The 26985-nt window shown below is 72.2% G+C and carries 27 protein-coding genes; 13 read left to right on the forward strand and 14 right to left on the reverse strand.

From position 1 onward, the window contains the following. The first annotated feature begins 113 nt into the window (after window positions 1-113). Window positions 114-860 carry a SigE family RNA polymerase sigma factor gene (locus tag ACHFIV_RS03160; protein WP_398963101.1) on the forward strand — a complete coding sequence of 249 codons (747 nt, stop codon included), beginning with the start codon at window positions 114-116 and terminating at the stop codon, window positions 858-860. Window positions 861-1060: 200 nt separating this feature from the next. Here the strand turns inward: ACHFIV_RS03160 and ACHFIV_RS03165 are convergent, their stop codons facing one another. Continuing rightward, entirely contained in the window at window positions 1061-1765 is a 705-nt protein-coding gene (locus ACHFIV_RS03165; protein ID WP_398963104.1) for a uridine kinase, read from the reverse strand. A gap of 63 nt (window positions 1766-1828) precedes the next feature. On the opposite strand from ACHFIV_RS03165, the gene ACHFIV_RS03170 reads away from it, so the two are divergent. Next, window positions 1829-2254: a hypothetical protein gene (locus ACHFIV_RS03170; protein WP_398963107.1), complete on the forward strand. Its 426-nt coding sequence runs from the start codon at window positions 1829-1831 to the stop codon at window positions 2252-2254. A gap of 57 nt (window positions 2255-2311) precedes the next feature. Here the strand turns inward: ACHFIV_RS03170 and ACHFIV_RS03175 are convergent, their stop codons facing one another. The 3 genes from ACHFIV_RS03175 to deoC are packed head-to-tail and all read right to left on the reverse strand — an operon-like array spanning window position 2312 to window position 5645. Further along, the gene (locus ACHFIV_RS03175) at window positions 2312-3223 is read right to left on the reverse strand and encodes an aldehyde dehydrogenase family protein (RefSeq protein ID WP_398963108.1); all 912 of its coding nucleotides are present in this window, start codon (window positions 3221-3223) and stop codon (window positions 2312-2314) included. Next, window positions 3216-4652, reverse strand: a complete 1437-nt coding sequence (locus ACHFIV_RS03180) for an aldehyde dehydrogenase family protein (protein WP_398963111.1) — start codon at window positions 4650-4652, stop codon at window positions 3216-3218. Before ACHFIV_RS03180 ends, ACHFIV_RS03175 begins: the two co-directional genes overlap by 8 nt. Before the next feature lie 6 nt (window positions 4653-4658). Beyond that, a complete protein-coding gene (gene deoC, locus ACHFIV_RS03185) occupies window positions 4659-5645 on the reverse strand; it encodes a deoxyribose-phosphate aldolase (protein WP_398963114.1) in 987 nt (328 codons plus the stop codon). Window positions 5646-5768: 123 nt separating this feature from the next. Between deoC and ACHFIV_RS03190 the strand changes: the two genes are divergently transcribed. Then, window positions 5769-6407 (forward strand): PH domain-containing protein, encoded by a 639-nt coding sequence (locus ACHFIV_RS03190; protein WP_398963117.1) that lies wholly within the window; start codon window positions 5769-5771, stop codon window positions 6405-6407. 78 nt (window positions 6408-6485) lie between these two features. Here ACHFIV_RS03190 and ACHFIV_RS03195 read toward each other — a convergent pair whose 3' ends face one another. From ACHFIV_RS03195 to ACHFIV_RS03205, 3 genes are all read right to left on the reverse strand, one after another. Next, window positions 6486-8126, reverse strand: a complete 1641-nt coding sequence (locus ACHFIV_RS03195) for a phospho-sugar mutase (RefSeq protein WP_398963118.1) — start codon at window positions 8124-8126, stop codon at window positions 6486-6488. A 108-nt stretch (window positions 8127-8234) separates the two neighbouring features. Next, window positions 8235-9059 carry a purine-nucleoside phosphorylase gene (locus ACHFIV_RS03200; RefSeq protein WP_398963121.1) on the reverse strand — a complete coding sequence of 275 codons (825 nt, stop codon included), beginning with the start codon at window positions 9057-9059 and terminating at the stop codon, window positions 8235-8237. A 103-nt stretch (window positions 9060-9162) separates the two neighbouring features. Continuing rightward, window positions 9163-9600 carry a gamma-glutamylcyclotransferase gene (locus ACHFIV_RS03205; protein ID WP_033297850.1) on the reverse strand — a complete coding sequence of 146 codons (438 nt, stop codon included), beginning with the start codon at window positions 9598-9600 and terminating at the stop codon, window positions 9163-9165. Window positions 9601-9851: 251 nt separating this feature from the next. Between ACHFIV_RS03205 and ACHFIV_RS03210 the strand changes: the two genes are divergently transcribed. Continuing rightward, window positions 9852-11291, forward strand: a complete 1440-nt coding sequence (locus ACHFIV_RS03210; protein ID WP_398963123.1) for an NAD(P)H-quinone dehydrogenase — start codon at window positions 9852-9854, stop codon at window positions 11289-11291. Window positions 11292-11425: 134 nt separating this feature from the next. Beyond that, the gene (locus ACHFIV_RS03215; RefSeq protein ID WP_398963125.1) at window positions 11426-12394 is read left to right on the forward strand and encodes a DeoR/GlpR family DNA-binding transcription regulator; all 969 of its coding nucleotides are present in this window, start codon (window positions 11426-11428) and stop codon (window positions 12392-12394) included. A gap of 35 nt (window positions 12395-12429) precedes the next feature. Here the strand turns inward: ACHFIV_RS03215 and ACHFIV_RS03220 are convergent, their stop codons facing one another. Beyond that, on the reverse strand, window positions 12430-13053 hold the full coding sequence (locus ACHFIV_RS03220) for a TetR/AcrR family transcriptional regulator (RefSeq protein ID WP_398963127.1): 624 nt from the start codon (window positions 13051-13053) through the stop codon (window positions 12430-12432). 90 nt (window positions 13054-13143) lie between these two features. Next, window positions 13144-14898: an acetyl/propionyl/methylcrotonyl-CoA carboxylase subunit alpha gene (locus ACHFIV_RS03225; protein ID WP_398963130.1), complete on the reverse strand. Its 1755-nt coding sequence runs from the start codon at window positions 14896-14898 to the stop codon at window positions 13144-13146. 412 nt (window positions 14899-15310) lie between these two features. Here ACHFIV_RS03225 and ACHFIV_RS03230 point away from each other — a divergent pair, with 412 nt between their 5' ends. Continuing rightward, window positions 15311-15751: a hypothetical protein gene (locus ACHFIV_RS03230; RefSeq protein WP_398963133.1), complete on the forward strand. Its 441-nt coding sequence runs from the start codon at window positions 15311-15313 to the stop codon at window positions 15749-15751. Between the two features lie 12 nt (window positions 15752-15763). Here the strand turns inward: ACHFIV_RS03230 and ACHFIV_RS03235 are convergent, their stop codons facing one another. The 4 genes from ACHFIV_RS03235 to ACHFIV_RS03250 form a co-directional block, all read right to left on the reverse strand. Then, entirely contained in the window at window positions 15764-16375 is a 612-nt protein-coding gene (locus ACHFIV_RS03235) for a nucleoside triphosphate pyrophosphatase (RefSeq protein ID WP_398963135.1), read from the reverse strand. A 21-nt stretch (window positions 16376-16396) separates the two neighbouring features. Beyond that, entirely contained in the window at window positions 16397-16525 is a 129-nt protein-coding gene (gene mmpB / locus ACHFIV_RS03240; RefSeq protein WP_398963138.1) for a morphogenic membrane protein MmpB, read from the reverse strand. 69 nt (window positions 16526-16594) lie between these two features. After that, on the reverse strand, window positions 16595-16801 hold the full coding sequence (locus ACHFIV_RS03245; RefSeq protein WP_398963141.1) for an acyl-CoA carboxylase epsilon subunit: 207 nt from the start codon (window positions 16799-16801) through the stop codon (window positions 16595-16597). 15 nt (window positions 16802-16816) lie between these two features. After that, window positions 16817-18397: an acyl-CoA carboxylase subunit beta gene (locus ACHFIV_RS03250; RefSeq protein ID WP_398963143.1), complete on the reverse strand. Its 1581-nt coding sequence runs from the start codon at window positions 18395-18397 to the stop codon at window positions 16817-16819. A gap of 170 nt (window positions 18398-18567) precedes the next feature. Here ACHFIV_RS03250 and ACHFIV_RS03255 point away from each other — a divergent pair, with 170 nt between their 5' ends. From ACHFIV_RS03255 to hutH, 5 genes are all read left to right on the forward strand, one after another. Further along, window positions 18568-19437, forward strand: a complete 870-nt coding sequence (locus tag ACHFIV_RS03255) for a biotin--[acetyl-CoA-carboxylase] ligase (protein WP_398963146.1) — start codon at window positions 18568-18570, stop codon at window positions 19435-19437. A gap of 153 nt (window positions 19438-19590) precedes the next feature. Beyond that, window positions 19591-20775: an adenylate/guanylate cyclase domain-containing protein gene (locus ACHFIV_RS03260; RefSeq protein WP_398963149.1), complete on the forward strand. Its 1185-nt coding sequence runs from the start codon at window positions 19591-19593 to the stop codon at window positions 20773-20775. 98 nt (window positions 20776-20873) lie between these two features. After that, the gene (locus ACHFIV_RS03265) at window positions 20874-21686 is read left to right on the forward strand and encodes an enoyl-CoA hydratase/isomerase family protein (RefSeq protein WP_398963151.1); all 813 of its coding nucleotides are present in this window, start codon (window positions 20874-20876) and stop codon (window positions 21684-21686) included. Between the two features lie 99 nt (window positions 21687-21785). Continuing rightward, window positions 21786-22949 (forward strand): GGDEF domain-containing protein, encoded by a 1164-nt coding sequence (locus ACHFIV_RS03270; protein WP_398963153.1) that lies wholly within the window; start codon window positions 21786-21788, stop codon window positions 22947-22949. 101 nt (window positions 22950-23050) lie between these two features. After that, window positions 23051-24604 carry a histidine ammonia-lyase gene (gene hutH, locus ACHFIV_RS03275; RefSeq protein WP_398964182.1) on the forward strand — a complete coding sequence of 518 codons (1554 nt, stop codon included), beginning with the start codon at window positions 23051-23053 and terminating at the stop codon, window positions 24602-24604. A 59-nt stretch (window positions 24605-24663) separates the two neighbouring features. Here hutH and ACHFIV_RS03280 read toward each other — a convergent pair whose 3' ends face one another. Then, on the reverse strand, window positions 24664-24984 hold the full coding sequence (locus ACHFIV_RS03280; protein ID WP_398963156.1) for a hypothetical protein: 321 nt from the start codon (window positions 24982-24984) through the stop codon (window positions 24664-24666). 108 nt (window positions 24985-25092) lie between these two features. Here ACHFIV_RS03280 and ACHFIV_RS03285 point away from each other — a divergent pair, with 108 nt between their 5' ends. Both ACHFIV_RS03285 and ACHFIV_RS03290 read left to right on the forward strand, forming a co-directional pair. Continuing rightward, entirely contained in the window at window positions 25093-25494 is a 402-nt protein-coding gene (locus ACHFIV_RS03285; RefSeq protein WP_398963158.1) for a hypothetical protein, read from the forward strand. Window positions 25495-25675: 181 nt separating this feature from the next. Further along, window positions 25676-26947, forward strand: a complete 1272-nt coding sequence (locus tag ACHFIV_RS03290; protein WP_398963160.1) for a L,D-transpeptidase — start codon at window positions 25676-25678, stop codon at window positions 26945-26947. Window positions 26948-26985: the final 38 nt, after the last annotated feature.

Here is a 26985-nt window from a genome sequence, read left to right on the forward strand (position 1 = left end):
CTCCGTCATGCCCTGTGACAGCCCTGTGACAGTCGGGGGACAGCGCCATGAAACTGCCCCGGCAAGCTCGTGGTCACACGGAACGAACGGACTCCACCGATGGGGGGCGCCAGATGAACGCACTGCACAGCACCACTTCAAGCGCAGTAGTCACGCGCCTTCACGACGTCGGGCGGAGTCAGGAGAAGTCCGGTGCCGGAGTGCGGGGGTGCGTTCGTGGCGCCGGGCGTCAGCACGCGTCGTACCTGACGATGGTCGACGCGCCCACGGGGGAGAGCGGGGGAAGCGCGTACGGGGAGGTTCCGGGGGAGCGGAAGCCCCTGGTCCGGACGGAGGACGCCGAAGCGGCGTTCACCGCCTACGTCCAGGAGCGCCGCGCCTCCCTGTACGCGACCGCCTACCACCTGACCGGCGACCGGTTCGAGGCCGAGGACCTGCTGCAGAGCGCCCTCTTCTCCACGTACCGGGCGTGGGACAGGATCAGTGACAAGGCGGCGGTCGGCGGATACCTCCGCCGCACCATGACCAACCTGCACATCAGCGCGTGGCGCAGGCGCAAGCTCAACGAATACCCGACCGAGGAGCTGCCGGAGACGGTGAGCGACACGGACGCGATGCGGGGCACGGAACTGCGGGCGGTGCTCTGGCAGGCGCTCGCGCGTCTGCCGGAACTCCAGCGCACGATGCTGGTGCTCCGCTACTACGAGGGCCGCACGGACCCGGAGATCGCGTCCATCCTCGACATCAGTGTCGGCACGGTGAAGTCCAGCATCTGGCGGTCGCTCCGCCGGCTGCGCGAGGACGAGGTCCTCAGCTTCGGCCGTGACGAGGAGGAGTCCTTCGGCGAGCTGGTGGCCTGAGGTCTACGGGGGAACGGGGTAACGGGGAACGGGGGAAGGCCGCGGCTTCGGGGGAGGCGGCGGTCACGGGGGAGAACGCGGCGGGGCCGGACGGGCCGGGGGGTCCTGTCCGGCCCCGCTGTTCCACGTCGTCCGCACCGGAGGCGGCCACGCGCCGCCGGGCTACGCGCGGCGCGGCGCGCGCCGGCGGTGAGCGCGCTCTAGTTCGGCACCCGGCTCCGCGGGGCCCGGCAGCGACCCGCCGCCGCCGCGGCCAGCCGGCCGAGTGCTTCCCGTCCGCCACAGGGGTACGCGCCCAGCGCCGTCTGCCGGGCCACGATCCCCCGCTCGGCCCTCATGAGCCGCCATCCGCGCCGCAGCAGGAACGGGACCGACTTGCGGCCCTCCCGCAGGTCGCGCACCAGCCGGCGGCGGAACGTCGTCGACGGCCGGCCGCGCAGGCACAGGGCGTCCGCGAGCAGACCCAGGTCCTGGCACCGCTCCACGATGTCCGCCGCGAAGATGCCCTCCGCGACGAACAGGGGCGTGCGCGCGATGTCGAGCGTCTCGCGGCCCGTACGGGAGCTCGTGGCGAGGTCGTAGAGGGGGACGGACGTCCGCCCCGTGCCGCACAGCTCCGCTATGGCCGCGACCGCGCCGTCCGCGTCCCAGGACAGGACCGAGTCCCAGTCGATGTCCGCGCTGCCGGTGACCAGCGGCAGTGTCGGATCGTTTCCCTCCTTGTAGAAGTCGTCCAGACGCAGCACCGGGAGACCGCTGCGGGCCGCGAGGGAGGACTTGCCGGAGCCGGAAGGACCGGAGAGCAGCACGACGCGCGTGGGGATCGGTTGGGAACTCACAGAACAGAAGTGTGAGGCATTGACCCGCGCAGGGGATCCCCGGGAGGTCCTGTTGGTATCGAGCATCACACCTCAACTACTCTGCGCGCACGGATGATTACCCGACACGTCCCGATCAGGTGGGAAAACATGGCACGTCATGCACTGTCCAAGCCCCGGCACCGCGCCCTGCTGCGCGCCGGACTGACCCTCACCGCGCTGGGCGCGGCACTCGGTGCGGGAGGTGCGGCGGCCCAGGCCGCGCCGCTGCCCGTCACGCCCGCGGCCGGCGCGGACACCGCGGACAGCACCCTGGGGGCGGTCGGCGAGGCGGCGGCGCCCGCGCTGACCAGCGCGCTCGGCTACGGGCTCGCGGGAGCCGTCGAGCCCGTGACCGACCTTCAGCTCGACCCGCTGGCCGGGACGGGCGTGGACCCGCTGGACAACGCGGTGGGTACCCAGATCGCCGACTTCAAGCCGGTGACCACGGCCGTGGTCACCGACCCGCTCACGAGCGGCGCCGCGCTCGGCGACCTGCCCGTCGTCGGGCAGGTGACCGGTCTGATCACCGGCTGACCCCGGGCACGCGTGCGTGTGGGGCCGCCCCAGGGGCGGCCCCACGTCGTGCCCGGGTCAGTACGAGGAGCCGGAGGCCCCCAGCGCGCCCGTCGGATGCCAGACCGTCTTCGTCTCCAGGAACGCCGTCAGGCGGTGCGTACCGGGATCGGCCGACCAGTCGGCCGCGTCCACAGCCTGTGGACGGGCGGCGGACGGGCGCAGGACACGCTTCAGGTTGTCCGCCGCCGCGACCTCCAGTTCCTTCGCCAGGCCGGCGTCCGCCCCCGTGAGGTCGATCGCGTTGACGTCCTGGTGCGAGGCCAGGGGGAGGGCGAGCTCCGCCGTCGCGCCCGACAGGATGTTCACCACTCCGCCCGGCAGGTCCGACGTGGCCAGCACCTCGCCCAGGGAGAGGGCGGGCAGCGGTGCGTCCGCCGAGGCGATGACGACCGCGGTGTTGCCCGTGGCGATCACCGGGGCGACCACCGAGACCAGGCCCAGGAACGACGACTCCTGCGGGGCCAGGACCGCGACGACGCCCGTGGGCTCCGGGGTGGACAGGTTGAGGAACGGGCCAGCGACCGGGTTGGCCCCGCCCACGACCTGGCCGATCTTGTCCGTCCAGCCCGCGTACCAGACCCAGCGGTCGACCGCCGCGTCGACGACGGCCGCCGCCTTGGACTTCGACAGCCCCTCGGCGTCCGCCACCTCCCGCACGAACTGCTCCCGGCGCCCCTCCAGCATCTCCGCGACGCGGTAGAGGATCTGTCCGCGGTTGTACGCGGTGGCGCCCGACCAGCCGCCGAACGCCTTGCGCGCGGCCACGACGGCGTCACGCGCGTCCTTGCGGGAGGACTGCGGGGCGTTCGCCAGCCACCTGCCCTTGGAGTCCGTCACCTCGTACACCCGGCCGCTCTCGGAGCGGGGGAACTTGCCCCCGACGTACAGCTTGTAGGTCTTGAAGACGCTCAGTCGCCCGTCAGACATCGAGGTAGGCCTCCAGACCGTGACGGCCGCCCTCGCGGCCGAAGCCCGACTCCTTGTATCCGCCGAACGGCGAGGTCGGGTCGAACTTGTTGAACGTGTTGGCCCAGATGACGCCCGCACGGAGCTTGTCCGCCACCGCGAGGATGCGGGAGCCCTTCTCCGTCCAGATGCCCGCCGAGAGGCCGTACTGGCTGTTGTTGGCCTTCGCCACCGCCTCGTCGGGCGTACGGAACGTCAGCACCGACAGCACCGGGCCGAAGATCTCGTCGCGGGCGACGGTGTGGGCCTGGGTGACACCGGTGAAGAGGGTCGGTGCGAACCAGTATCCGGCGGACGGCAGTTCGCACGGCGCGGACCACCGCTCGGCGCCCTCCGCCTCGCCCGTCTCGACGAGCGCGCTGATCCGGGACAGCTGCTCGGCGGAGTTGATGGCGCCGATGTCGGTGTTCTTGTCCAGCGGATCGCCGAGCCGCAGCGTGGACAGCCGGCGCTTGAGGGCGTGCAGCACCTCGTCGTGCACGGACTCCTGGACGAGGAGCCGGGAGCCCGCGCAGCAGACCTGGCCCTGGTTGAAGAAGATGCCGGTCACGATGCCCTCGACGGCCTGGTCGACCGGGGCGTCGTCGAAGACGATGTTGGCACCCTTGCCGCCCAGTTCGAGCGTGGCCTTCTTGCCGGTGCCCGCGATCTGCCGGGCGATGGCCTTGCCGACGGCGGTCGACCCGGTGAAGGCGACCTTGTTCACGTCCGGGTGCTCGACGAGGGCGGAGCCCGCGTCGCCGTAACCGGTCAGGATGTTGACGACACCCTTGGGGAGGCCCGCCTGGCGGCAGATGTCGGCGAAGAACAACGCGGAGAGCGGGGTCGTCTCGGCCGGCTTCAGCACCACCGTGTTGCCGGTGGCGAGCGCCGGGGCGATCTTCCACGCGAGCATCAGCAGCGGGAAGTTCCACGGGATGACCTGGCCGGCCACGCCGAGCGGGCGGGGGTTCGCGCCGTAGCCCGCGTGGTCCAGCTTGTCGGCCCAGCCCGCGTAGTAGAAGAAGTGTGCTGCGACCAGCGGGAGGTCCGCGTCGCGGGTCTCCTTGATCGGCTTGCCGTTGTCCAGGGTCTCCAGGACGGCGAGCTCGCGGGAGCGCTCCTGGATGATCCGGGCGATCCGGAAGAGGTACTTGGCGCGCTCGGAGCCGGGCAGCGCCGACCACTTCTCGAACGCCCTGCGGGCCGCCTTCACGGCGCGGTCCACGTCTTCGGCGCCTGCTCGCGCGACCTCGGAGAGCACCTCCTCGGTGGACGGGCTGACCGTCTTGAAGACCTTGCCGTCGGCGGCCTCGGCGAACTCGCCGTCGATGAACAGGCCGTACGAAGGGGCGATGTCGACGACGGAGCGGGACTCCGGCGCCGGTGCGTAGTCGAATGCGGATGCCATGGCGTATCAGTCCACCGTCACGTAATCGGGGCCGGAGTAGCGGCCGGTGCTGAGCTTCTGGCGCTGCATCAGCAAGTCGTTCAGCAGGCTGGAGGCGCCGAAGCGGAACCAGTGGTTGTCCAGCCAGTCCTCGCCCGCGGTCTCGTTCACCAGGACGAGGAACTTGATCGCGTCCTTGGTGGTGCGGATGCCGCCCGCGGGCTTCACGCCGATCCGCACGCCCGTCTGCTCCCGGAAGTCGCGCACGGCCTCCAGCATCAGCAGGGTGTTCGCCGGGGTGGCGTTGGTGCCGACCTTGCCGGTCGACGTCTTGATGAAGTCCGCCCCGGCCAGCATCCCGAGCCAGGAGGCCCGCCGGATGTTGTCGTACGTGGACAGTTCGCCGGTCTCGAAGATCACCTTCAGCCGCGCGGAGCCGCACTCGGCCTTCACGGCGACGATCTCCTCGTAGACCTTGAGGTAGCGGCCGGAGAGGAAGGCCCCCCGGTCGATCACCATGTCGATCTCGTCGGCCCCGGCCGCCACGGCGTCGCGGACGTCCGCGAGCTTGACGTCCAGCGCGGCGCGTCCGGCGGGGAAGGCCGTCGCGACGGACGCGACCTTCACCCCCGAGCCGGCCAGCGCGGCGACGGCCGTCGCCGCCATGTCGGGGTAGACGCAGACGGCCGCGGTGCGCGGGGTCGTGCGGTCGGTGGGGTCGGGGTTGACCGCTTTGGCGGCCAGAGCCCGGACCTTGCCCGGGGTGTCCGCGCCTTCCAGCGTCGTCAGATCGATCATCGAGATGGCGAGATCGATGGCGTACGCCTTGGCGGTCGTCTTGATCGATCGGGTACCGAGGGAGGCGGCGCGCGCTTCGAGGCCGACGGTGTCGACACCGGGCAGCCCGTGCAGGAAGCGGCGCAGCGCGCTGTCGGACGCCGTCGCGTCGGCGAAAGAGGCGCCTCCCCGCCCGGACGGAGCTGAGGGCTCGGGGGAGGGTGCAGTGGTGGGCATGGTCACCACATGAGCATATCTACGCGCGTAGCGACCTGTACAGGGGCCTACCCGTTCCGGACCTTCCACGGGACGGACGAGGGCGCGCCCCGCGCACCGTGCCGCTTCAGGCAGAATCGGACCATGACGAGCCCCACACCCCCCACCGAGCCCTCCTACGCCGACCGGACCTTCCGGTCGGGTGCCGGGCTGGTCAGCGGCGCGCTGCTGATCCTGCTGGCCGGCTGGATCGGCGGCGACGCGGTGGTCCGGGGAGCGGGATGGGTGCCGTGGCTGGCTCTGGCCGCGCTGCTGACGGTGGTGCCGCTGATCGTGGCGTTCACGCTGCGCCCGGCCGTGTTCGCCGACGAGGAGCGGATCCGGATCCGCAACCCGTTCCGCACGATCGTGCTCCCCTGGTCCGACGTCTCCACCGTGCGCGCCGCGTACTCCAGCGAGATCTTCACCCACAGCGGTGCCAAGTACCAGCTGTGGGCGGTCCCCGTGTCGCTGCGCGAACGCAAGCGCGCCGCCAGGAAGGCCACCCAGCAGGCACACGACGACCCGTACGGCAGGACCTCCGTGCACGCCGACGTCCGGGACACCCAGGCCCGCGCGGCCGCAGCCGACCAGGCGGTGGGGGAGCTGAGGGAACTCGCCGAGCGCGCCGCCGGCCGTGAGGAGCAGGGCACGACCGCCGCCTCGGTGCGCTGGGCCTACGAGGTGATCGCCCCGGCCGTGGTCGGCGCGGTGCTGCTCGTGGTGCTGCTCGCGATCGCCTGACGGCCCACGGGCCGCACGCGAGCGTGCGGCGGGGCGCCCGGGCGTGGGCCGCCCGCGCGCCCCGCCGCACATGCGGTGTCAGATGCCGGCGGCGGCCGCCAGATCCCGCTTGATGCCGCTCAGCAGCTCCTCGCCCTTCGCGCGGGCGGCGGGCAGCTCGTCCGCCGAGGCGACCGGGACCACGACTTCCAGATAGCACTTGAGCTTGGGCTCCGTGCCGCTCGGGCGGACGATGACCCTGGCCCCCGTCAGGCGGTAGCGCAGGCCGTCGGTCGGCGGCAGCGCGTCCGTGCCGTGGGAGAGGTCCTCGGCCGAGGTGACGGGGAGACCCGCCAGGGTGGCCGGGGGCGTCTCGCGCAACCGCCGCATGGCGTCCGCGATCACCGTCAGGTCCTCCACCCGGACCGACAGCTGGTCCGTGGCGTGCAGGCCGTGTGCGACCGCGAGGTCGTCCAGCAGGTCGAGGAGGGTGCGGCCCCGCTCCTTGAGCACGGACGCGAGTTCCGTGATCAGCAGCGCGGCCGTGATGCCGTCCTTGTCGCGGACCCCCTCCGGGTCGACGCAGTAACCCAGCGCCTCCTCGTAGCCGTAGCGCAGACCGTCGACGCGGGCGATCCACTTGAAGCCCGTCAGCGTCTCGGCGAAGCCCAGCCCGGCCTCCTCCGCGATGCGGCCGAGCAGGGACGAGGACACGATCGACTCGGCGAACACGCCCGTGGCGCCCCGGTCCACCAGGTGCGCGGCGAGCAGCGCGCCGACCTCGTCGCCGCGCAGCATCCGCCAGCCGCCGTCCGCCGACGCGTCAGGGACGGCGACGGCGCACCGGTCGGCGTCCGGGTCGTTCGCGATGACGAGGTCCGGCCGGGCCCCGCGCGCGGTCTCGAACGCGAGATCCATGGCGCCGGGTTCCTCCGGGTTGGGGAACGCGACGGTGGGGAACGCCGGGTCGGGCTCCGCCTGTTCGGCCACGAGCACGGGGTCAGGAAACCCGGCCCGCGCGAAGGCGGCCGTCAGGACGGAGGTGCCGACGCCGTGCATCGCGGTGTAGACCGTCCGGGCGGTGCGCGGCGATCCGGGACCGAGGACGGCGTCCGTACGTTCCAGGTAGGAGCTCAGGACCTCGTCACCGAGGACCTCCCAGCCCGACTCCGGGCGCGGTACGCCGTCGAGCGGACCGACCGCCGCGATCGCGGCGGCGATCTCCGCGTCGGCCGGGGGCACGATCTGCGAGCCGTCGCCGAGGTAGACCTTGTAGCCGTTGTCGCGCGGCGGGTTATGGCTGGCCGTGACCTCCACGCCGGCGACGGCCCCGAGGTGCCGTATGGCGTACGCCAGGACGGGCGTCGGGAGCGGACGGGGCAGTACGGCCGCGCGCAGACCCGCGCCGGTCATCACCGCCGCGGTGTCGCGGGCGAAGTCGGCGGACCTGTAGCGGGCGTCGTAGCCGATGACGACGAGTTGGCCGGACCGCCCCCGCGCCGTCAGGTACGCCGCCAGTCCGGCGGCGGCGCGGATGACGACGGAGCGGTTCATCCGCATCGGGCCGGCGCCGATCTCGCCGCGCAGCCCGGCCGTGCCGAACTGGAGCGTGCCCGCGAAACGGTTCTCCAGCGCCGCGAGGTCTCCGGCGTCGATGAGCCCGGCGAGCTCGGCGCGGGTCTCGGGGTCCGGGTCCTCGGCGAGCCAGGTCCTGGCCCGCGTGATGAGGTCCTGCTGCACGGTGTCCGCCTTTCTGCGGTGTGGTGGGGTCGGGGGTGGGCCCCGGCGCGGGGCCGCCGGGGCCCTTCCGGCCCCCGCGCCCGGAACGCCGGGTCCGGCTGCCGCCGGTCAGATCCGGTCGAGTACCCGCGCCAGCAGCGCGCCCATCCGGGTCGCCGAGTCGCGGCCCGCCTGGAGGACCTCCTCGTGGTTGAGCGGTTCGCCGCTCAGGCCCGCCGCCAGGTTCGTGACCAGGGAGATGCCCAGCACCTCAGCGCCCGCCTCACGTGCCGCGATGGCCTCCAGGACGGTGGACATGCCGACCAGGTCGCCGCCCATGACCCGGACCATGCCGATCTCGGCCGGAGTCTCGTAGTGCGGGCCGGGGAACTGCACGTACACGCCCTCTTCGAGCGTCGGGTCGATCTCCTTGCAAAGCGCGCGCAGCCGCGGCGAGTACAGGTCGGTCAGATCGATGAAGTTCGCGCCCACGATCGGCGAGGCCGCCGTCAGGTTGATGTGGTCGCTGATGAGGACCGGCTGACCGGGGCGCATGCCCTCGCGCAGCCCTCCGCACCCGTTCGTCAGGACGACGGTCGCGCAGCCCGCCGCGGCGGCCGTACGGACGCCGTGGGCGACGGCGGCGACGCCGCGGCCCTCGTAGTAGTGCGTCCGGCCCAGGAAGACCAGGACACGCTTCCCGCCGATCAGGTACGAGCGGATCGTGCCGCCGTGGCCCTCGACCGCCGGGGCCGGGAACCCGGGCAGCGCGGTGACCGGGAACTCGGCCTCCGGGATGCCGAGCGCATCGCCGGCGGGGGCCCACCCGGAGCCCATCACGAGAGCGACGTCGTGGGTCTCGACGCCGGTCAGCTCGCGCAGGCGGGCGGCGGCGTCGGCGGCGGCGGCGTGGGGGTCGCCCTGGATGTGGTCCGGAATAACAGATGCGTTCACGCGGACGAGGGTAACCGGTGATTCCCTACGCGCGTAGATGCACCCGTGGAGAGTCTGGCCGGTCCTGCTCGTACGTTCGTACAAACGGCCCGGAGGGCCCTGCTCAGCAGGGGCGCTTGCGGAGGTTCATCACATAGTCGTGGGGCGCGCCGGCGGACTCGGCGGCGTCCGCCACCTCGCCCAGATAGCGGGCCGAGGGCAGCCCGCCCTCGTAGCCGTTCAGGACGTACATCCAGGCCGGCTCCTCGCCGTCCAGCGTGTGCACGCGCACCCGCATCCGCCGGTAGATGTCGAGGCCCACGCCCTCCCAGCGGTCCATGGAGTCCTCGTCCATCGGCGCCAGGTCGTACAGCGCGACGAACACCTGGGAACGGGGTGCCTCCACCACCGTGGCCAGCGCGCCCTCCCAGCCCATCTGCTCCCCGCCGAACGTCAGCCGCCAGCCGTTGAGCCAGCCCGTGCCGCGCAGCGGGGAGTGCGGTGCGCGGCGCGTCATCAGCCGCGCGTCGAGGTTGCCGGCGTATGCGGCGTAGAGCGACATGGGGTCGAGGGTACGGGAGGCGCCGGGGACGTGCCGGGTTCCACGGGCGAAGAGGCCCGGTCGCGGGCGGTCCGCGCGGGCCGGGGGCCGTGCCCCGGCCTGGCCGGTTCCCGTATGGAGGGCCCCGGGGCGAAGGCGCTTGGCGCGTGCGGGACAATGAATTACGTACTGCATACGCCGGGGCGACCCCCCGGACCCCCGGCCGGGGCGGCAGACGGCCGTGGGATGACACCACGCGAGGCGGACTTTTCGTGACCCGGATCGTGATCATCGGCGGCGGCCCCGGCGGCTACGAGGCGGCACTGGTCGGCGCCCAGCTCGGCGCGGAGGTGACCGTCGTCGACTGCGACGGCCTCGGCGGCGCGTCGGTCCTCACCGACTGCGTGCCCTCCAAGACCCTGATCGCGACGGCCGAGGTGATGACCACGTTCGACTCCTCCTACGAGGAGCTCGGCATCATCGTCGCCGACGACACCCCGCACATCGAGCAGGCCGCCCGGGTGGTCGGTGTGGACCTCGGCAAGGTCAACCGGCGTGTCAAGCGCCTCGCCCTCGCCCAGTCGCACGACATCACCGCCTCCGTCACCCGCGCGGGCGCCCGGGTCATGCGAGGCCGCGGGCGGCTGGAAGGGCTCCAGGCCGCCGACGGGTCCCGCCAGGTCGTGGTGACCGCCGCCGACGGCACCGAGGAGCGGCTCACGGCCGACGCGGTGCTGATCGCGACCGGCGGCCACCCCCGGGAGATCCCGGACGCCCAGCCCGACGGTGAGCGCATCCTGAACTGGACCCAGGTCTACGACCTGGACGAGCTTCCCGAGGAGCTCATCGTGGTCGGCTCGGGCGTCACCGGCGCCGAGTTCGCCGGCGCCTACCAGGCACTCGGCTCGCGCGTCACGCTGGTCTCCTCCCGCGACCGGGTGCTCCCGGGCGAGGACCCGGACGCCGCCGCCGTCCTGGAGGACGTCTTCCGGCGCCGCGGCATGAACGTCATGGCCCGCTCCCGCGCCCAGTCCGCCAAGCGTGCCGGCGACCGCGTCGAGGTGACCCTGGCCGACGGCCGCGTCATCACGGGCAGCCACTGCCTGATGGCGGTCGGCGCGATCCCCAACACCGCGGGCATGGGCCTCGAGGAGTCAGGGGTGCAGCTCAAGGAGTCCGGGCACATCCGGACCGACCGGGTCTCACGCACCAGCGCCCCCGGCGTGTACGCCGCGGGTGACGTCACCGGGGTCTTCGCCCTGGCCTCGGTCGCGGCGATGCAGGGCCGCATCGCGATGTACCACTTCCTGGGCGACGCGGTGCAGCCGCTGAACCTGAAGACGGTCTCCGCCAACGTCTTCACCGACCCGGAGATCGCCACCGTCGGTTACAGCCAGGCCGACGTCGACTCGGGCAGGATCGACGCCCGTGTCGTGAAGCTGCCGCTCCTGCGCAACCCGCGCGCCAAGATGCAGGGCATCCGGGACGGCTTCGTCAAGATCTTCTGCCGGCCCGGTACCGGCATCGTGGTCGGCGGCTGTGTCGTCGCGCCGAGGGCCAGCGAGCTGATCCACCCGATCTCGCTCGCCGTCGACAACAACCTGACGGTGGAGCAGATCGCCAACGCCTTCACCGTGTACCCGTCGCTGTCCGGCTCGATCGCCGAGGTGGCGCGGCAGCTGCACACCCGCAAGAGCACCGGCGAGGCGTAGTACCGGCCGCCGTCCGCACCGCTCGTACACAGGCGGGGCCTCCTATACCACCGGGGGGCCCCGCCTGTGCACAACTTCTGTTATTCGGCGCAAACTGCTGAAAAGCAACGTACGGCCAGGTTACTGTCAGTTTCGTGTTCGCTGCAGAACGTCGTCAATTGATCCTCGAAATGGTGCGCGCCAACGGGGCGGTATCGCTCCGTGAGCTCGCCCGCGTCGTCCAGACCTCCGAAGTGACCGTACGGCGGGACGTGCGGGCACTGGAGGCAGAAGGACTCCTCGACCGCCGCCACGGCGGTGCGGTCTTGCCGGGCGGTTTCACGCGGGAGTCCGGCTTCCCACAGAAATCCCATCTCTCCACCGCGGAGAAGACGGCCATCGCCGACCTTGCGGCCGGCCTGGTCGGTGAGGGCGAGGCCATCGTGGTCGGCGCCGGAACGACCACGCAGGAGCTGGCCCGCCGGCTCGCGCGGGTGCCCGGTCTGACCGTGGTCACCAACTCCCTGCTCGTCGCCCAGGCGCTGGCCCATGCCAACCGGGTGGAAGTCGTGATGACGGGAGGCACCCTGCGCGGGAGCAACTACGCGCTCGTCGGAAGCGGTGCCGAGCAGTCCCTCCAAGGGCTGCGGGTCAGCCGTGCCTTCCTCTCCGGGAGCGGGCTCACCGCGGAGCGCGGGCTGTCCACGTCCAACATGCTCTCCGCGAGCGTGGACCGGGCGCTGGTGCAGGCCGCGGCCGAGGTGGTGGTCCTGGCGGACCACACGAAGCTCGGTTCCGACACCATGTTCCAGACGGTGCCCACGGAGCTGATCACCCGTCTGGTGACGGACGGACCACCGGCCCACGACGAGCGTGCGGCCACCGAGCTCCAGGCCCTGGCGGACCAGGGCGTGGAGATCACGGTGGCGGGGCCCGGCACCGAGGCCGGTCCCGGTGACGGCGTCCCGCCCGGACGGCAGTCGCGGCAGGACATGCCGCTGCCGGGCCAGCGGCGTACGCCCGGCGGCCACGGAGGGCCGGGAGGGCTCGGCCCCCAGCTGCGGAGTGCCGCCGCGCTGGCGGAAGGGCCGGTGGGACGGGTCGCGGACCTGCGGCGCCGGTAAGAGGCACCGGCGCGTGCGGGCCCGTCAGGAGCCCGTCAGCCGCCGGGCGGAGGCGTCGGCGGCCGGCCGCCGGCCGGGTCGGCCTTCAGGCCGCGGAGCGTCAGCCGCAGCAGGCGGTCGGCCAGGGCGGGATCGGCCGGGGTCTGCTCGGCGGCCAGCGCGATCGCGTTCGTCAGTTGCAGCAGGTCGTCGATCGACACGTCCGCGCGCACCGAGCCGCTCGACTGCGCGCGCGCCAGCAAGCGCGCCCCCGCCTGACGCAGCGGCACATGGCAGGACGTCAGCGCCGAGGTCTCGTCCCCCGACGCCGTCATGAGCGCCTGCGCCAGACCCCGGTACTCACCCGCGTGCGTGACGATCGCGCCCAGCCACTCCACCAGCGCGGTGCACGGCCGGTCGGCTTCCGCCAGTTCGCGGGAGCGGGCGAGCAGCGCGGCCAGGGCCTCCTGGAACACGGCGTTCATCAGGGCCTGACGGTTCGGGAAGTGCCGGTACAGGGTGCCGATGCCGACGCCCGCCCGCCGGGCGACGTCCTCCAGCGAGGCGTCCGTGCCGTGGGCAGCGAAGGACGTACGCGCCTCGCTCAGCAGCCGGTCGTAGTTGCGGCGCGCGTCGGCGCGCATCGGCCGGGCCGGTGTCGGTGCCGTGCTCATCGCCATCGCCGTGTCCTCCTGGGTGTCCGCTCCGCGTCCCAAGGATGCCACTGGGGGCCCGGCGGATGCCGGGCCCCCAGTGACGAGCACGAGTACTCAGTCCTTGATCTCGCAGATGGTGGCGCCGGACGACACCGACGTGCCGACCTCCGCAGCCAGGCCCTTGACCGTGCCGGAGCGGTGGGCGTTGAGGGGCTGTTCCATCTTCATCGCTTCGAGGACGACGATGAGGTCGCCTTCCTTGACCTCCTGGCCCTCCTCGACGGCGATCTTGACGATGGTGCCCTGCATCGGGGACGCCAGGGTGTCGCCGGAGGCCGCGGAGCCGGCCTTCTTGGCCGCGCGGCGCTTGGGCTTCGCGCCGGCCGCCAGGCCGGTGCGGGCCAGGCTCATGCCGAGCGAGGAGGGCAGGGAGACCTCGAGGCGCTTGCCGCCGACCTCGACGACGACGGTCTCGCGGCCGGACTCCTCGTCGGCCTCCTGGTCCGCGGGGACCGTGAAGGGCTTGATGTCGTTGACGAACTCGGTCTCGATCCACCGGGTGTGGACCCGGAAGGGGTCGGAGGTGAACGCCGGGTCGGCCACGACCGCGCGGTGGAAGGGGATGGCGGTGGCCATGCCCTCGACCTGGAACTCGGCCAGCGCGCGCGCGGCGCGCTGGAGGGCCTGCTCACGGGTCGCGCCGGTGACGATCAGCTTGGCCAGCAGGGAGTCCCACGCGGGGCCGATGACGCTGCCGGTCTCCACGCCCGCGTCGAGGCGGACACCGGGACCGGTGGGCGGCGCGAACAGGGTGACGGTGCCGGGGGCGGGCAGGAAGCCACGGCCCGGGTCCTCGCCGTTGATGCGGAACTCGAAGGAGTGGCCGCGCACGGCCGGGTCGCCGTAGCCGAGCTCCTCGCCGTCGGCGATGCGGAACATCTCGCGCACGAGGTCGAGGCCGGTGACCTCCTCGGTGACCGGGTGCTCGACCTGGAGGCGGGTGTTGACCTCCAGGAAGGAGATCGTGCCGTCCACGCCCACGAGGAACTCGACCGTGCCGGCGCCGACGTAGCCGGCCTCCTTCAGGATCGCCTTCGACGCCGCGTACAGCTCGGCGTTCTGAGCCTCGGACAGGAACGGCGCGGGGGCCTCCTCGACCAGCTTCTGGTGGCGGCGCTGGAGGGAGCAGTCACGGGTGGACACGACGACGACGTTGCCGTGGGTATCGGCCAGGCACTGGGTCTCCACGTGCCGCGGCTTGTCGAGGTAGCGCTCCACGAAGCACTCACCGCGGCCGAACGCCGCGACGGCCTCACGGACGGCGGAGTCGTACAGCTCGGGGATCTCCTCCAGCGTGCGGGCCACCTTCAGGCCCCGCCCGCCGCCACCGAAGGCCGCCTTGATCGCGATCGGCAGGCCGTTCTTCTCGGCGAACTCCACGACCTCGGCCGAACCGCTCACCGGGTCGGGGGTGCCGGCGACCAGCGGGGCACCGGCACGCTGTGCGATGTGGCGGGCCGCGACCTTGTCGCCGAGGTCCCGGATCGCCTGGGGCGGCGGGCCGATCCACGTGAGGCCCGCGTCGAGCACGGCCTGGGCGAACTCCGCGTTCTCCGACAGGAAGCCGTAGCCGGGGTGGATCGCGTCCGCTCCCGAGTCCTTGGCCGCCTGGAGCACCTTGGCCATGTCCAGGTAGCTGGCGGCCGGGGTGTCACCGCCCAGAGCGAACGCCTCGTCGGCCGCGCGCACATGCAGAGCGTCCCGGTCCGGATCGGCGTAGACGGCTACGCTCGCGATTCCGGCATCCCGGCAAGCCCGGGCAACACGGACAGCGATTTCGCCACGGTTGGCGATGAGCACCTTGCGCACGATGACTCCCTCCTTGAGAACAAGCTGAGTTTAGGGACTACCGACACGGCCGTACGACCCGTCCCCAATAGTGAACTTGCCCACACGGAGTGTGATTCGAGGCTTGCTCGAGTCGCGAAATCCCTTGTGGCACCACGGTACGCCGGGATCCTTAACCGCACAGTAGCCACGAAGTGTGGCTCAAGTCTCTGTTCGTACGGTCAACGCCGCGCGGCGTTTCTTTGTGGACTCCCTACGAACGGACGAGGGAAACTTTGCCGCCGCCACGCGACGGTGCCGACGGCCGGCGCCACGGGCGGCGGCGCGGGGCTCCGGCGTCGGCGCGAGGCGTGCCCGACCCCTTGTCCGGAGCGTTACCCGTTAGTAGGGTCCGCGCTACCGCACGTACTGCAGGTAACAGAGGGGTGGCGCCGTGGTGCGCAGACCAGTGGCCTTCGCGACCGCGATCGTTCTGTTCGTGGAAGCCGTGGGCATCGTGATCGTCAACGGCGTCCTCGCGACCGTCGCCGGCAACCAGAGCATGTCCCTGGCCGGAATGGACCCTGACGCCATGGTCACCGGCACCTGGGTGATGGGCGGTGTCTCCGGTGTGCTGCTGGCGTGCTGCGGAGTGATCCCCCTCCTGGCCGGTGTGCGCGACCGGGCCCCGGGCCGCTTCGCCAGGATCGCCCTCATCGGCTGCGCGGTCGTCCACGGAGTGCTGGGCGCACTGGCGGTGGGGCTGCTCGGCTGGGCGGCCTTCGCCTTCCTGATGGCCGTCCTGGCCCTGATCGTGCTGACCCTGGTGATGTTCGAGCGACGGGAGCCCGAAGCGCGGCGGGCCGGTGCCGGAGAGGCGCCCGCGCCGGTGTGACGCCGGCCCCGATCAGACCCACAAGTCGGTGACGGACACGTCCAGTTCGCCGAGCAGGCGCCGCAGCAGCGGCAGCGAGAGCCCGATGACGTTGCCGTGGCTGCCCTCGATCGCCTCGACGAACGGCGCCGAGCGGCCGTCCAGGGTGAACGCTCCCGCCACGTGGAGGGGCTCACCCGAAGCGACGTAGGCCGCCACCTCGGCGTCCGTCGGCTCGCCGAACCTGACGACGGTGGACGCGGTCGCCGACGCCGTACGGCCGGTGGCCGTGTCGATGAGGCTGTGACCCGTCTGCAGGATGCCCGACCTGCCACGCATGGACTTCCAGCGGGCGGTGGCCTCCTCGCCGTCGGCCGGCTTGCCGAACGCCTCACCGTCCAGCTCCAGCACCGAGTCGCAGCCGATGACGAGCGCGCCGGCGGCCTCGGGCCGGGCCGCCACCGCGGCGGCCTTCGCCTCGGCCAGGACGAGCGCGAGGTCCCCCGGCGTCGGAGCGGTGAGCGCGTCCTCGTCCACGCCGCTGACGATCACCTCGGGGGCGAAACCCGCCTGACGCAGGAGACCGAGACGGGCGGGGGACGCGGAGGCGAGCACGAGGCGGCGCTGATCAGTCATACCCGCCATCGTAGGCGGGCCCAGGGGACCTCAGCGGGTGCCCAGGACGAACATCGCCACGACCATGGCGAGCGCCAGCACCAGGCCCGCGCGGCGCATCATGTCCTGGGCGTCGCGCAGTTCCTTCGGGGGCTCGTTCTCGGGGTCGGACCACAGCATGCTCCCGATGGTGCTCCGGGCACGGCGGCGGCGCCTGAGTACGCGTACTCAAGCGCCGCCCGCCCGCTCTCAGGAGGGCCAGTACGTCCGTGCCCACGAGCGGGGCCCCGGCCGGAGAGCGCCCCGGCGGGCGATCCGTCCCGGGTCCGACCACTCCTCGGGCGGCAGCGGCGCGCCGGACGGCACCGCGGCCGTCGCCGCCGCGCGCGCCCGGACCACGGCCAGGGCCGCGGCGAGCTCCTCCGGGGTCGGATTGCCCCGTACGACCTTGATCATGATGGCTCCCGGTGGTCAGAGGGGGATGTTGCCGTGCTTCTTGGGCGGAAGTGACTCGCGCTTGGTGCGGAGCTGGCGCAGGCCCTTGACGAGGTGCGCCCGGGTGTCGGACGGCATGATCACCGCGTCGACGTAGCCGCGCTCGGCCGCGACGTACGGGTTGAGGAGCGCGTCCTCGTAGTCGGCCATCAGCTGGGCGCGGGTGGCGTCCTGGTCCTCGGCCGCGGCGATCGTCCTGCGGTGCAGGATGTTGACCGCGCCCTGCGCGCCCATCACGGCGATCTGCGCGGTGGGCCAGGCGAGGTTCAGGTCGGCGCCCAGGTGCTTGGAGCCCATGACGTCGTAGGCCCCGCCGAACGCCTTGCGGGTGATGACGGTGATCAGCGGGACGGTGGCCTCGGCGTAGGCGTAGATCAGCTTGGCGCCGCGGCGGATGATGCCGCCGTACTCCTGGTCGACGCCGGGCAGGAAGCCGGGGACGTCGACGAAGGTGATGACCGGCACGTTGAACGCGTCGCAGGTGCGGACGAACCGCGCGGCCTTCTCGCTCGCGTCGATGTCCAGGCAGCCGGCGAACTGCATCGGCTGGTTGGCGACGATCCCGACCGGGTAGCCCTCGACGCGTCCGAACCCGGTGATGATGTTCGGCGCGAACAGGGCCTGCGTCTCCAGGAACTCCGCGTCGTCGAGCACGTGCTCGATGGCGGTGTGCATGTCGTACGGCTGGTTCGCCGAGTCCGGGATGAGGGTGTCGAGCTCGCGGTCCTCGTCCGTGGTCCCCAGGTCGGCCTCCTCGGGGAAGGCCGGGGCCTCGGAGAGGTTGTTGGAGGGGAGGTAGGACAGCAGCGACTTGACGTACTCGATGGCGTCCTTCTCGTCACCCGCCATGTGGTGCGCCACGCCGGAGGTGGTGTTGTGGGTCCGGGCGCCGCCCAGCTCCTCGAAGCCGACGTCCTCGCCGGTGACCGTCTTGATGACGTCCGGGCCGGTGATGAACATGTGCGAGGTCTGGTCGACCATGACCGTGAAGTCGGTGATCGCGGGGGAGTAGACCGCGCCGCCCGCGCACGGCCCGACGATCAGGGAGATCTGCGGGACGACACCGGAGGCGTGCACGTTGCGGCGGAAGATCTCGGCGAACAGGCCGAGGGCGGCCACACCCTCCTGGATGCGGGCGCCACCGCCGTCGTTGATGCCGATGACCGGGCAGCCGGTCTTCATCGCGAAGTCCATGACCTTGACGATCTTCTCGCCGTAGACCTCGCCGAGCGAACCGCCGAAGATGGTGAAGTCCTGCGAGTAGACGCAGACGGGACGGCCGTCGACGGTGCCGTAACCGGTGACGACACCGTCCCCGTACGGGCGGTTCTTCTCGATGCCGAAATTGGTGGACCGGTGCCGTGCGAACTCGTCGAGCTCCACGAACGACCCCTCGTCGAGGAGGAGGTCGACGCGCTCCCGGGCGGTCAACTTGCCCTTCGCGTGCTGCTTTTCGACGGCACGGGCGGAACCTGCGTGTGTGGCCTCTTCGATACGGCGCTGCAGGTCCGCGATCTTGCCCGCGGTGGTGTGGATGTCGCTCTGCGGCTCGGACATCGGGTGGCGGCTCCCTGCCTGGTCACGGGGACGGCTGGTACATCCAGTAGGTGCTGGACCCATTCGTGCTCGACGGCTGCGTGCTCGTCGGCTGTTGGCTACTGACCCGTAGCGTATCGGCGCGGATACCGTTCGGCAGTGCGTCGTTGGCCACACCTAATGTGGGTTGCATGACACCTCCCGATGCGCCGCACAACCGCTGGTCGGACCTCGACAGGCCGCCCCTGAACGCCGCTGCGCTGCGCCGAGGGCTGCTGAGGCCCGGCGGCCTGTGGACCTCCCTGGACGTCGTCGAGACGACCGGCTCCACCAACTCCGACCTCGCCGCACGGGCCGCGGGCGGAGGCCTGGCCGAAGGGGCGGTGCTGGTCGCCGAGGAGCAGACGGCGGGCCGCGGACGGCTCGACCGGAGCTGGACGGCCCCGCCCCGCTCGGGCCTCTTCCTCTCCGTCCACCTGACCCCCGGCGACGTGCCCGCCGAGCGCTGGGGATGGCTGCCCCTGCTGACCGGTGTCGCCGCCGCCACGGGCCTCGCCCGGTCGGCAGGCGTCGACATGGCACTGAAATGGCCCAACGACCTCCTGGTGACGATCGGAGGCACGGAACGCAAGACCGGCGGCATCCTCGCCGAGCGGGCCGGGGACGGAGTCGTCATCGGCATCGGGCTCAACGTGTCGCTGCGCGCCGCCGAGCTCCCCGCCCCGCACGCCGGTTCGCTGGCACTCGCCGGAGCCGTCTCCACCGACCGCGAGACCCTGCTCCGGGCCGTCCTGCGGTCACTGGAACAGTGGTACGGGCAGTGGCGTGACGCGAACGGCGACGCCGCCGTGAGCGGGCTCCAGGCGGCCTACGCGGCCGGCTGCGCCACGCTCGACCGGACGGTGCGCGCCGAGCTGCCGGGCGACCGGTCCCTCGTCGGCGAGGCCGTCGCGATCGACGGGGACGGGCGGCTCGTGCTGGCCACGGGCGACGGGCTGCAGGAGCCCGTGTCGGCCGGCGACATCGTCCACCTGCGGGGCGAGGAGGGAGGTCTCACCTGATCCGGAGTTGCCGCACATACGGGTGATGTCACGTATGACGGACACGTGACGGCGTGACCGGGGACGTGAGCCAGGGCACACCTGCCGTATCGTTGAGGCGATCCAGCGACAGATCGGCAGGGCAGTGCGCAGGGAACGGGCAGGAGGCGGCCGGTGACCGTCGACGACACGCATTCCGACGACGGCGCGGAGCCCTCGTCGGGACCGTCGGTCCACTCGACACCGCATCACGAGGTCGACCACACGGCCGAGCCGACCGACGACCCGCTCGCCATCCGGCTGGAGGCCCTGATCCTGGGGGCCGACCGCCGCTACACGCCGTTCCAGGCGGCCAGGACCGCCGGGGTCTCGATGGACCTGGCGTCCCGGTTCTGGCGGGCCATGGGCTTCGCCGACATCGGGCAGGCCAAGGCGCTGACCGAGGCCGACGTCCTGGCGCTGCGCCGCCTCGCCGGTCTCGTGGAGGCCGGGCTGCTCAGCGAGCCGATGGCCATCCAGGTGGCCCGGTCGACCGGGCAGACCACCGCCCGCCTGGCGGAGTGGCAGATCGACTCCTTCCTCGAGGGGCTCACCGAGCCACCCGAGGCCGGGATGACCCGGACCGAGGTCACCTATCCGCTCATCGAGCTGCTCCTGCCCGAACTGCAGGAGTTCCTGGTCTACGTCTGGCGGCGCCAGCTGGCGGCCGCCACGGGCCGGGTCGTGCAGGCGGCGGACGACGAGGAGATGGTGGACCGGCGGCTGGCCGTGGGCTTCGCGGACCTGGTCGGGTTCACGCGGCTGACGCGGAGGCTGGAGGAGGAGGAGCTCGGCGAGCTCGTCGAGGCCTTCGAGACGACCTCGGCGGACCTGGTGGCCGCGCACGGCGGACGGCTCATCAAGACCCTGGGCGACGAGGTGCTCTTCGCCGCGGACGACGCGGGTACGGCGGGCGAGATAGCGCTCCGGCTGGTCGAGGCGATGGCCCAGGACACGACGATGCCCGCGCTGCGGGTCGGCATCGCCTTCGGCACGGTCACCACCCGTATGGGCGACGTGTTCGGGACGACGGTGAACCTGGCCAGCCGGCTGACGTCGATAGCGCCGAAGGACGCGGTGCTGGTCGACGGCGCGTTCGCCGAGGAACTGATCAGGAACGGCGACGCCCCCGCGTCGGAGGCCGAGGAGGCCGCCGCGGCGGCCGAGCGCGCACGGCTGGCGGAGAAGGAGGGCCGCCCGGACGGGGAGCCGCCGCCGCCGTACCGCTTCGGGCTGCAGCCGATGTGGCAGCGGCCGGTGCGGGGCTTGGGCGTGGTGGAACCGTGGCTGCTGGCGCGGCGGGGCAAGCCGTCGGCCTGACGGGGGCGCCGAGGCCGAGGGCCGGGAGGGACCCCTCCCGGGCCCCGTGTGACCCCGCCTAGGATTCCGGTAACGCTCGTTAACCGGAGGGGTGCAGCATGGGTGTCACGTCCGAGCAGAGGTACGGGGAGTTCGTCGTCGTGCGGCGGCACGAGGGCCAGGAGCACGTCGCGGAGCTGGTGCTCGACCGGCCCGGGGCGATGAACGCCGTGAGCACCGCGATGGCCCGGTCCGTCGCCGAGGCCTGTGCCGCGCTCGGCGCCGACCAGGGGGTGCGGGCGACCGTGCTCACGTCCAGCCACGAACGGGCCTTCTGCGTGGGCGCGGACCTCAAGGAGCGCAACTCCTTCACCGACGCCGAGCTCGTGAGGCAGCGGCCCACGGCGCGGGCCGCGTACACCGGGGTGCTGGAACTGCCCATGCCGGTCGTCGCCGCCGTGCACGGCTTCGCCCTCGGTGGCGGCTTCGAGCTCGCGCTGGCCTGCGACGTCATCGTGGCCGACCGCACGGCCGTCGTCGGCCTGCCCGAGGTGTCCGTCGGCGTCATCCCGGGCGGCGGCGGTACGCAGCTGCTGCCCCGCAGGGTCGGCGCCGCCCGCGCCGCCGAGCTGGTCTTCACCGCCCGGCGGGTGGAGGCGGCCGAGGCGCGTGAGCTGGGACTGGTCGACGAGCTGGTCGAGAAGGGCAGGGACCGGGAGGAGGCGCTGGCCCTCGGTGGCCGGATCGCCGCGAACTCGCCGGTGGGGCTGCGGGCCGCCAAGCGCGCACTGCGGCTGGGGCACGGGCTGGATCTGCGCGCCGGGCTCGAGGTCGAGGACGCCGCATGGCGGTCCGTCGCCTTCTCCGGGGACCGGGCCGAGGGCGTGGCCGCGTTCAACGAGAAGCGGAAGCCCGCCTGGCCCGGCGAGTGAGCCCACCCGCCCGGCCCGGCGGGTGGGCCGCCGGGTGACCTGAAGATCGCCAGCGCCGCCGACTGATCACATCGTCACAGATGTACCTAAGCTGGGGCGATGGGCGATGATGCGCGGCTGCGTGCCGTGGTTGCGCTGGCACAGGCGATGGCGGCGGCCTGCACCCCGCGCGAGTCCTGGCACGCCGCGGCGGCCGGGGCGTGCGAGGCGCTGGCGGGAAGCTTCGCCGCCCTCTCCGCGTGGGAGAGGGAGCAGGGCAGGCTCCGGGTGCTGGTGAACACGGGGCAGCGGGCGGAGGGGGAGGAGGAGTTCCCCGAGGCCGAGTCCTACCCCGTGCACCAGTTCCCGGAGATCACGGAGTTCCTGCACGAGCGCTGGGCGGGCGGCGGCGAGCCCGACGCCTGGGTGGAGACCGCCGACGGCGCTCCGGCCGCCGGCGCACCGGCCCGGGGCGCCCGCCCGTACTGCCCTCAGCGGGTCGCGGCGCTGCGCCGGCGCGGCCGGGGCTGCTGCGTCGTGGCGCCGATCGTGCTGCACGGACGGGCCTGGGGGGAGCTGTACGTGGCCCGCCCGGCGGGGGCTCCGTACTTCGGCCGGGACGACGCGGACTTCGCGACCGTGCTGGCCGCCGTGGTCGCGGCGGGGATCGCACAGACCGAGCGGCTCGAAGAGGTCCGCAAGCTGGCCTTCACGGACCCGCTGACCGGTCTCGCCAACCGCAGGGCCGTGGATCTGCGCCTCGACGAGGCGGTGGACCTGCACCACGGTGAAGGCGCCGTGGTCAGCCTGGTCGTGTGTGATCTCAACGGCCTCAAGGCGGTCAACGACACGCACGGCCACGCGGTCGGCGACCGGCTGCTGGAACGTTTCGGCTCCGTACTCTCGCTCTGCGGCGCGATGCTTCCGGGCGCGCTGTCCGCACGCCTGGGCGGCGACGAGTTCTGCCTGCTGACCGTCGGGCCGCCCGCCGACGACGTGGTCCGGGTGTCCGAGGAGCTCTGCGCGCGGGCCGTCGCCCTGGAGCCCGGTGGCGGGGTCTCCTGCGGTGTCGCGTCCACGGGCGACGACATCGGCCCGGTCCCCTCCGCCCGCAGGCTCTTCCGGCTGGCGGACGCCGCCCAGTACCGGGCCAAGGCCGCGCGTTCCACGAGGCCGGTGGTCGCCGGGCGCGACGGCGACGTGATCCGGCTCGCCGACTCGCCGCCCAGGTCCCCCCACGACCGCCGCAGGCTGCGGGGCAGTCCGCCCGGCGGGGACCGGTGACGCCCCGGCCCGCCGGCCGGCCCGGGTGAGGGCGTAAGGGGTCAACCGCACGACCACTGGTGACATCGCGGCTTTCAGTCCGTACGCTTCTGAATATGGATATGCATACAGTCGTGGTGGGGACGTCCGGTACGACCGCCGAGGACGTCATCGCCGTGGCCCGCCAGGGCGCCCGTGTCGAGCTCTCCCGGGCCGCCGTCGAAGCGCTCTCCGCGGCCCGGGAGACCGTCGACGCCCTCGCCGCCAAGCCCGAGCCGGTCTACGGCGTCTCCACCGGCTTCGGAGCCCTCGCCAGCCGGCACATCGGCCCCGCTCTGCGGGCGCAGCTGCAGCGCAACATCGTCCGCTCGCACGCGGCGGGCATGGGCCCCCACGTGGAGCGCGAGGTCGTCCGGGCGCTGATGTTCCTGCGGCTGAAGACGCTCGCCTCCGGTCACACCGGCGTACGCCCCGAGGTCGCGCAGACCATGGCGGACGTGCTCAACGCGGGCATCACCCCCGTCGTCCACGAGTACGGCTCGCTCGGCTGCTCCGGCGACCTCGCCCCCCTCTCGCACTGCGCCCTGACCCTGATGGGCGAGGGCGAGGCGGAGGGCCCCGACGGCACCGTGCGGCCGGCCGGCGAACTGCTCGCGGCACACGGCATCACCCCCGTGGAGCTGCGCGAGAAGGAGGGGCTCGCGCTCCTCAACGGCACCGACGGCATGCTGGGCATGCTCGTGATGGCCCTGGCGGACCTGAAGAACCTCTACACCGGCGCGGACATCACCGCCGCGCTCTCCCTGGAGGCGCTCCTCGGCACGGACCGCGTCCTCGCCCCGGAGCTGCACGCCATCCGCCCGCACCCCGGCCAGGGCGTCTCCGCCGACAACATGCTGCGGGTGCTCGAAGGCTCCGGCCTCACCGGGCGGCACGCCGACCTCACGTCCGACGCCCCCCGGGTCCAGGACGCCTACTCCGTGCGCTGCGCGCCCCAGGTCAACGGCGCCGGGCGCGACACCCTCGCGCACGGACGCCTCGTGGCGGACCGTGAACTGGCCTCGGCGGTCGACAACCCCGTCGTCCTCCCCGACGGGCGCGTGGAGTCCAACGGCAACTTCCACGGCGCACCCGTCGCGTACGTCCTGGACTTCCTGGCGATCGTCGCCGCCGACCTCGGGTCGATCACCGAGCGCCGCACGGACCGGCTGCTGGACAAGAACCGCTCGCACGGGCTGCCGCCGTTCCTCGCCGACGACGCCGGTGTCGACTCGGGGCTGATGATCGCCCAGTACACGCAGGCCGCCCTGGTCAGCGAGCTGAAGCGGCTCGCGGTCCCGGCGTCCGTCGACTCGATCCCGTCCTCCGCCATGCAGGAGGACCACGTCTCCATGGGCTGGTCGGCCGCGAGGAAACTCCGTACCGCGGTCACCGGCCTCGCGCGGATCGTGGCCGTCGAGCTGTACGCCGCCACGCGCGCCGTCGAGCTGCGCGCGGCCGAGGGGCTGACCCCCGCGCCCGCGTCCCGGGCGGTCATCGAGGCCCTGCGGGCCGCCGGCGTCCAGGGGCCGGGCCCCGACCGGTTCCTCGCCCCCGACCTGGCCGCCGCCGAGGCCTTCGTACGGGAAGGGCGGCTGGTCGCGGCCGTGGAGAAGGTGACGGGCCCGCTGGCCTGACCGCGCGGCACGCGAGGGGCCGCCGCACCCGTCACCGGACGCGGCGGCCCCGGCGCGCCTCAGAGGCCGGCGACCGGTGTGCCGCCCCGGCGTACCGAGTAGGCGACGAAACCCGCGCCGACGCACAGCGACGCCGTGCCGCCGATCAGATAGGGAGTCGTGTCGATGCCCGCCCCGGTGTCGGCGAGCCGGTCGCCGGAGGCGGACTCCTTCGTGGCGAAGGCCTGCGCCGCCCCGGCGGAGGAACCGGCGGACGAGCCGGTGGAACCGCTCCGTGTCTCTGCTTCGCCGGTCGCGTTGGCGGAGGGGACGAACCAGAGAGCACAGAGCAGGGTGCCTGCCGCCGTGGTGGTCAGCAGCGTGCGACGAGCCATGGACACAGAATCGATCCCCTTGCGACAACCATCAGTTAGCCCTGCGGGCCGATGCTAAGCAAAGCAGCGGGTCGGAGGAAAGCCACAGGTCCCGGGAGCCTTACGCTCCGGCGTATGAGCACTTCGAAGACACCCTCATTTGTTCGGCTTCGCGTGGAGATGGTGCTGGAGGTCAGCGACGCGGACGCCCTGACCGGTACCGCGCTGGAGAGCATCGCCGCGGATTTCACCGCTTCCGGAGCGTCGGCCGACGAGTCCGCCGAGGAACGCACGCATGCCGAGGAGACGGTCAGGGAAGACGCAGCGGAAGCCCTCGCCTCGCTGATCGACCCGTTCGATCTGGTCAGCCAGGTGCCCGGCGTCGAGCTCGCCCAGGCCTCCTGGAGCAGCGAGACGATCGACTACGACCCCGACGCCGAGGACTGGGCCGCGGGAGAGGACGGGGACGAGGCGTACTACGGGATCGAGGACAATGACACGGACGACGAAGAAGGCGGAGGGAAAACGGAACGCTGACGCCCGCGGGCCCCTCCTCCCAGGTGGCGGGAACCGCCGCGGCCCCGGGTGCGTCGATGAGTGGTGTTCCCCACATCCTCGGTGGATGTGGAACGGAAGACCCGGTCGCGGTGTTCTTGGAACATTGACGGGGAATCGCCGTCGGGCGACCCTGTCCGGGGATCTTGGGGAATCGGCAACGATGGAGAAGCGTGTGATGACGGACAGCAAGCGGCGCCGGGGCCTCATGGCCGCGTCCGCACTGCTCGGCGGAGTGCTGGTGCTTTCGGCCTGCAGCGACGACGGCGGCAGCGGCACGGGCGCGAGCGCCGACAGCTCGAAGACGTCACAGGCGCAGGTGGACGAGGCGGCCGCCAAGGACGCCTCCGAGGCACAGATAACGATCGCGCCGAAGAACGGCGCCACCAACGCGAGCATCAACAACGCCGCGATGGTCACCGTCGCCAAGGGCAAGCTGACCGAGGTCACCATGACGACGGCGGAGGGCGACGCCGTCGAGGGCGCCCTCGCGGCCGACGGCTCCAGCTGGAAGCCCAGCGGCCAGCTCGAACGCTCCACGACGTACCGGATCAGCGCGACGGCCGCCGACAGCAAGGGCCGTGCGGCCCACGCCAACAGCTCCTTCACCACGGTCTCGCCGGAGAACAGCTTCATCGGGAACTTCACCCCCGAGGACGGTTCCACCGTCGGCGTCGGCATGCCCGTCTCGATCAACTTCAACAAGGAGATCACCAACAAGAAGGCCGTCCAGGACGGCATCAAGGTGACCTCGAGCAGCGGCCAGGAAGTCGTCGGCCACTGGTTCAACGCAAAGCGCCTCGACCTGCGCCCCGAGAACTACTGGCAGGGTGGCTCCACCGTCACGCTGAAGCTGGCCCTGGACGGCGTCGAGGGCGCCGACGGCGTCGTCGGCGTGCAGCAGAAGACGGTCACCTTCAAGGTCGGCCGCAACCAGGTCTCGACCGTGGACGCCAAGGCGCACACCATGACCGTCACCCGGGACGGCAAGACGGTCAAGACCATCCCGATCTCCGCGGGATCCTCCGACAACCCGACGTACAACGGCCAGATGGTGATCTCCGAGAAGTTCAAGGAGACCCGCATGGACGGCTCGACCGTCGGCTTCACGGACGACGACGGCAAGGGTGAGTACGACATCAAGGACGTGCCGCACGCCATGCGGCTGTCCACGTCGGGCACCTTCATCCACGGCAACTACTGGGGCGCGAAGTCGATCTTCGGCAGCGCGAACACCAGCCACGGATGCGTCGGCCTCTCCGACACCAAGGGTGCCGACGACCCGAACACCCCCGCCGCCTGGTTCTACGACAACTCCCTGATCGGTGACGTGGTCATCGTCAAGAACTCCCCGGACAAGACCATCACCCCGGACAACGGCCTCAACGGCTGGAACATGAGCTGGTCGGAGTGGACGGCGGGCTCCCAGGCCTGATCCGCACGCCCCTCCCCTTCCGAAGGCGGCGGCACCCG

The organism is Streptomyces sp. ALB3 (assembly GCF_044385685.1).
In the GTDB taxonomy this organism is placed as follows: domain Bacteria; phylum Actinomycetota; class Actinomycetes; order Streptomycetales; family Streptomycetaceae; genus Streptomyces.